At 55.5% G+C, this 5,431-nt stretch carries 5 protein-coding genes and 1 pseudogene; 1 reads left to right on the top strand and 5 read right to left on the bottom strand.

Translation table 11 applies throughout. The annotated features are described in order from the left end of the window. Positions 1-586: 586 nt before the first annotated feature. The 5 genes from sigH to cysS form a co-directional block, all read right to left on the bottom strand. Positions 587-1,240, bottom strand: coding sequence for an RNA polymerase sporulation sigma factor SigH (sigH, locus tag M891_RS0121940; RefSeq protein WP_009226621.1), 654 nt, complete (start codon positions 1,238-1,240; stop codon positions 587-589). 158 nt (positions 1,241-1,398) lie between these two features. Further along, the gene (locus tag M891_RS0121935) at positions 1,399-1,920 is read right to left on the bottom strand and encodes an NYN domain-containing protein (protein ID WP_016310701.1); all 522 of its coding nucleotides are present in this window, start codon (positions 1,918-1,920) and stop codon (positions 1,399-1,401) included. 4 nt (positions 1,921-1,924) lie between these two features. Further along, on the bottom strand, positions 1,925-2,677 hold the full coding sequence (gene rlmB / locus M891_RS0121930; protein WP_009226619.1) for a 23S rRNA (guanosine(2251)-2'-O)-methyltransferase RlmB: 753 nt from the start codon (positions 2,675-2,677) through the stop codon (positions 1,925-1,927). 31 nt (positions 2,678-2,708) lie between these two features. Further along, positions 2,709-3,086 (bottom strand): Mini-ribonuclease 3, encoded by a 378-nt coding sequence (locus M891_RS24410; RefSeq protein ID WP_036701513.1) that lies wholly within the window; start codon positions 3,084-3,086, stop codon positions 2,709-2,711. Between the two features lie 335 nt (positions 3,087-3,421). Next, entirely contained in the window at positions 3,422-4,828 is a 1,407-nt protein-coding gene (gene cysS / locus M891_RS0121920) for a cysteine--tRNA ligase (RefSeq protein WP_028540274.1), read from the bottom strand. Positions 4,829-5,251: 423 nt separating this feature from the next. On the opposite strand from cysS, the pseudogene M891_RS24405 reads away from it, so the two are divergent. Next, positions 5,252-5,431: pseudogene (locus M891_RS24405) on the top strand (IS110 family transposase); the annotation flags it as partial.

The following is a 5,431-nucleotide window of genomic DNA, read 5'->3' as shown; positions in this document are numbered from 1 at the left end:
GCTTGCCCACTCGCAAGCTGATCGGCAAGGAGCGTCGCGGGGCTCGTGTAAAGAAAACATTCGACACGGCCAAAACACCCGTTGCCCGGTTAATCGAATTGGGCGTGCTACGACCAGAACAAACCCAACGGTTACAGGCGTATCAGACTTCCCAAGATCCGCTTGCATTACACAATCAGTTGGAAGCGCTGCTTTCCCANCCCGTGACGNCTGCCTCCGCTACGCGCCCAGTGGAGGCTATGTAACAGCCTCCACTGGGTAACAAAATTACGTGAGTGAACCATTATCCTTCGGTAACATTTTTATATGAGTTGACACGCGAGGCATCCTGCTAATGCTCTACGATTATTTACAGTATAGCTCACGATTTTGGAAGATAAACCCTGGGGAGAGAAATCGATGGGGACAACCCTTCAGCAAAGTGAAGGAGAAAAAGCATATGTATCAAGCGAATCCGTGCGGCTTCGCCTCTGGTGGGGGAAGTAAAGAACCGTGTCGCCGTGGTAAAAAAAGGGTTCCCTGCAACCAGGTCCCCCTTGGGTCTGCTTATTGAATGGTATGTAGCGTTACGATGAAAAGAATAAGTTCAGATACCGCCGTCGCGAACTTCCAGATAACGCTCCAGCTTGCGCTTGACGCGCTGCAGGGCGTTGTCGATCGATTTGACGTGGCGATTCAAATCCACCGCGATCTCCTGATAGGACCTTCCGTCCAAATACAGCATAAGCACTTTGCGCTCCAAATCGCTGAGGATCTCGGACATCTTGTCCTCCAGGCCGGTAAACTCTTCCTGGTTGATGATCAATTCTTCCGGATCGCTCACCTGAGAGCCGCAAATGACGTCGAGCAACGTTCGGTCCGATTCCTCATCGTAGATCGGCTTGTCCAAGGAAACGTACGAATTCAGCGGAATATGCTTCTGCCTCGTTGCCGTCTTGATCGCGGTAATGATCTGGCGCGTAATGCACAGCTCCGCGAACGCTTTGAACGAAGCAAGCTTATCCCCCCGAAAGTCCCGGATCGATTTGTAGAGTCCGATCATGCCTTCCTGTATGATATCTTCGCGGTCGGCACCGATGAGAAAATAAGACCTAGCCTTAGCGCGCACGAAGCTCCGATACTTGTTGATCAAGTATTCCAACGCTTCACTGTCGCCTTCCCGAACCGCCTCGACAATGTCTTCGTCACTTTGGATCTCATAGTCAAACCTTACCCATGTATCGAGTTTGACACTCACCACAAATCCCTCCGGCCGCAACGCACGGTTCCCCGTCACTCATTCAAGTAATACGAACAGTATATATGAAGGTGCATACTAGCGTCAACCGCAAAAGTACCAAAAGATGTAAAGTCGAACTTTGTCAAGGGTATATGGTAGTAGAACTCGAGAATGCCCTTTCATTCCCTGCGCCATCGTTCAAACAACTGTCTCAGCTCCGGACTTAGCTTGGCATCCAGCGTATTGCGGCTGGAATTGGCGCTGCGCTCGGCGATTTTGGCCTGGATTTCCTTCTCGCTTTGCTCCACCTGGATCAAGAGTTCCCTGGCCGAAATCCGCAGTGCGCCCTGTCCAAAAATCACATGCTGCTCCACCATATCGCTCGTGGCAACATAGATTTGCCGGCGACGGTGGCTCAGCTCGCCGACCAGCCGTTCAATGCATTCGTCCGCCGTTTCCTTCTCCTTGGTGAATACCAGCTCCACCTTGTTTTGGGTATAGGACTTTCCCAGCCCCGGAACCCGATAAGCATCAAAGACGACGATCACCTTTCTCCCGGAAAAAGCTTGATAATCGGCGAGCCGCTCAAGCAGCCTGTCCCTTGCGGCTTGCAGATCCCGCTTGGACAGTTCCGCCAACTCGGGCCAGCCGCCGATCATATTGTATCCGTCAACCAATAGCACATCGCGCACATCGCGCATGCCTTTATCCTTCAGCGCGTCGTCTGCGCAGCACTTCGTACATAATGACCCCGGCGGCAACCGAGGCGTTCAGGGAATTGAGCCGTCCGTTCATCGGGAGCTTGACCAGGACGTCGCACGTTTCCCGAACGAGGCGCCCCATACCTTTGTTCTCATTGCCGATGACGATCGCCACCGGCCCAGTCAGCACGTTGCCGCTGCGGTACATCTCTTCTTTTGCGCCTACGTCTGTACCAACGATCCATACGCCTGCTTCCTTCAATTGCTCCATGGTCTGAACCAAATTCGTTACTCGTGCCACGGGAACGTACTCCACCGCTCCGGCCGAGGTTTTCGATACGGTGGCAGTCACCGCCGCCGAGCGGCGTTTAGGAATGATCACTCCATGCACCCCGGTACACTCTGCCGTCCGGAGAATCGAGCCCAGATTATGCGGGTCTTCGATCTCGTCCAGAATCAGCAAGAAAGGCGGTTCCCCGCGTTCCTGCGCACGGGCTAGCAAATCGTCCACTTCCGCGTAGGCGTAAGGGGCAACTTGAGCGACCACGCCCTGATGCTGCAAGCCCGGCGCCATTTGGTCCAGCTTGCGCTTGTCCACAAATTGCACGACAATGCCGTGTTTTTTCGCTTCAGCCACGATCGGCTGGGTGAGATGCTTCTGGGCGCCTTCGGCCACCCATATTTTATTGATTGTGCGGCCAGCATGCAGCGCTTCAAGCAGCGAATGCTTGCCGCCAATCCATTCTTGTTCCTCCATCGGAATCCTCCTATGCAATGGTAACGCGTTGTTAGTCACGGTCCCGATTGTCCTCCAAATCGGCAAATCCGTGGGCAATCAACTCGCGGAGGCGATCATGCGCTCCGGTGTAATATAAGTAACCGACCAGGCTCTCTAAAGCGGTGGCGAGTCGGTAATCTTGCACGTTGGCGTTCTTCGGCACCGTGCCGGACTTGGCGTTGCGTCCTTGGCGGACAACGTCCTTCTCTTCTTCGGTGAGCAGCGGCTCGATCTGCTCCAGCAGCCGCGCCTGCGCCTTGGCCGAGACGTACTTCGTCGATTGGCCATGCAGGTGATGGGGCCGCAAGTTCGGGCGGGCCATCACGTGCTGGCGGACGGCGACCTCGTAGACGGCGTCGCCGATGTAGGCGAGGGCGAGCGGCGGCAGCAGCCGAGCCGGCTTGGCGGGCGGGTCCGGGAACCAGAGCGCGGCGGGTGCGCCGTGCTCGGGGGCCGCAGGACCGCCCTCTGGGGCGCGCGGCGACGCGGGAGCCGCGGATTGCGCGGCGGCGCTGGGCGCAGCAGGGCTTGGCGGCGCAGCCGCTAGGCCCGGTCGCCCCGCTGCAGCGGCGTCCTGGCCAGGCTGGGCCGTTGCGTCGGCTGCCTGGCCCGGCCGAGCGGCGGCGCCCACGTCCTGGCCGGGACGCACTGCTGCGCCGGTCAGGTCGCCTGCGTCTAGGCCCTGCCGCTCGCTGGCGCCTGCCCGTGGCTCTTGCGGCCCGCTCATTTGCGCCGCCATCTCATACCCTGCGGCGTATCTTCGAGCACGATGCCGCGGGCATCCAGCATGTCGCGGATTTCGTCCGCGCGCGCCCAGTTCTTGGCCTTCCGCGCTTCGGCCCGCTCCGCAATCAGCGCCTCGATCTCTTCCCCAGGCAGCTCCGTCTCCGGCGGCAAAGCGATACGCAGCACGCCGTTCATCTCCTCGAACAGCTGCAGTGCCGCTTCCAGATCGCCGCGTGCAGCCACCGGCTGCTGCAGCAGCGTATTCACTTCGCTCACCCATTCAAACACCGCCGTAATCGCGTCCGGGGTATTGAAGTCGTCCTGCATTTTGGCATGGAACAAATTGCGGATCGTCTCCAGCTTCTCTGCCCACTCCGGGGTAACCTTCGTTTCCCCGCCCTGCGGTGCTGCGCTCAGACGATGGCGAAGGTTGTTCGCGGCGTTGCTGATCCGTTCTACACTGCGCTCCGCTTGCAGCATCGTCTCTTCCGAGAAGTTCAGCGGATTACGATAGTGAGTCGATAGCATAAAGTAACGGATCGCTTCCCGTTTATATTGTGCACGCAAATCCTTGACAAGTACGCCGTTGCCTAGGGACTTGGACATTTTTTCCCCGTCGATATTGATATATCCGTTATGCATCCAGTATCTGGCGAGCGGTTTGCCCGTGGCAGCTTCCGATTGTGCAACTTCGCATTCATGGTGCGGGAACTGCAGGTCCTGACCCCCGCCGTGAATGTCCAGCGTGTCGCCCAGCAGTTGCCGAGACATCGCCGAGCATTCGATATGCCAGCCGGGACGACCTTCGCCCCATGGGCTGCTCCAGTGGATTTCGCCGGGCTTGGCCGCTTTCCATAGCACGAAATCCTCCGGATTCTCCTTACGTTCGTCCACATCGATGCGGATGCCAAATTGCAGCTCGTCGATATTTTGACCGGACAGCTTGCCGTATTCCGGAAATTTGTGCGTACGGAAAAATACGTCCCCGCCGCTTTCATAAGCAAACCCTTTTTGCTCCAGGTCGCGGATAAAGTCGATGATCACATCCATGTTCTCCGTAACCCGCGGATTTGCTGTGGCACGCGGAATTCCAAGGCCGTCCAGATCCTCGTAATAGGCTTTAATAAACATCTCAGCCACTTCCGGCACGGTGAGCTTCATCTCTTCCGCTTTGCGAATCAGCTTGTCATCTACATCTGTAAAGTTTACAACGTAATTTACATCGTATTTCTGATTCTCCAGGTAGCTGCGTACCACGTCAAAAAAGATCATCGGCCGCGCATTCCCAATATGAATATAACCGTATACGGTAGGTCCGCAAACATACATCTTCACTTTTCCCGGCGTCAGGCTGACGAACTCTTCCTTCGCCCGGGTTAAGGTGTTATAGATTTGCAATGCCATACTACACTTTCCTTCCCTGTAAGGTTAATTTCCTGCGGTTGATATTGGTTGTTTTCCAATTGGCTTTCCATCACGATGGGGGTCATCGGAGTGAGTGCGACATCGAATCTTGAATTCAGTCAGTCGCTCCGTTGCTCACGTAGATCCACCTACGCTCCGCTACTCACTCCCTCCTTCATCCAACCTTCTCGGTGCTGAAAACCCAATTTGAAAACCTTGATTTTAAGCTGTTGTTTTCCAATTGGCTTTCCATCACAATGGGGGTCATCGGAGTTGGTGTGGCGTCAAGCCGCCCCCATTGCTAGCTAAGATGAACGTAAACAAAAGACAGCCCTCCAAATTGCTACATCTCGTAGGTTAAAATGGATAGTGTAGTATAAACCAAACCATTTCAGAGCTACATAGCAAAGGAGAGCTGATACTATGCAGTCTACCACAAAATTCGTCGGTTTAGATGTATCCAAAGAAAAAATTTCGGTTGCAATTGCAGATGTGAGCGGGGAAGCTCCACGCTATTACGGGAGCATTCCCCACACACCGGCAGCGTTACGCAAGCTTATCAAAGAGCTGGGACCGGCCGAAACGCTATCGTTTTGCTACGAG

This window comes from Paenibacillus sp. J14 (assembly GCF_000518465.1).
Taxonomy (GTDB): Bacteria; Bacillota; Bacilli; order Paenibacillales; family Paenibacillaceae; genus Fontibacillus; species Fontibacillus barengoltzii.
Note: the sequence above shows the minus strand (reverse complement) of the source record. Positions and strands in the feature narration are given on the sequence as shown.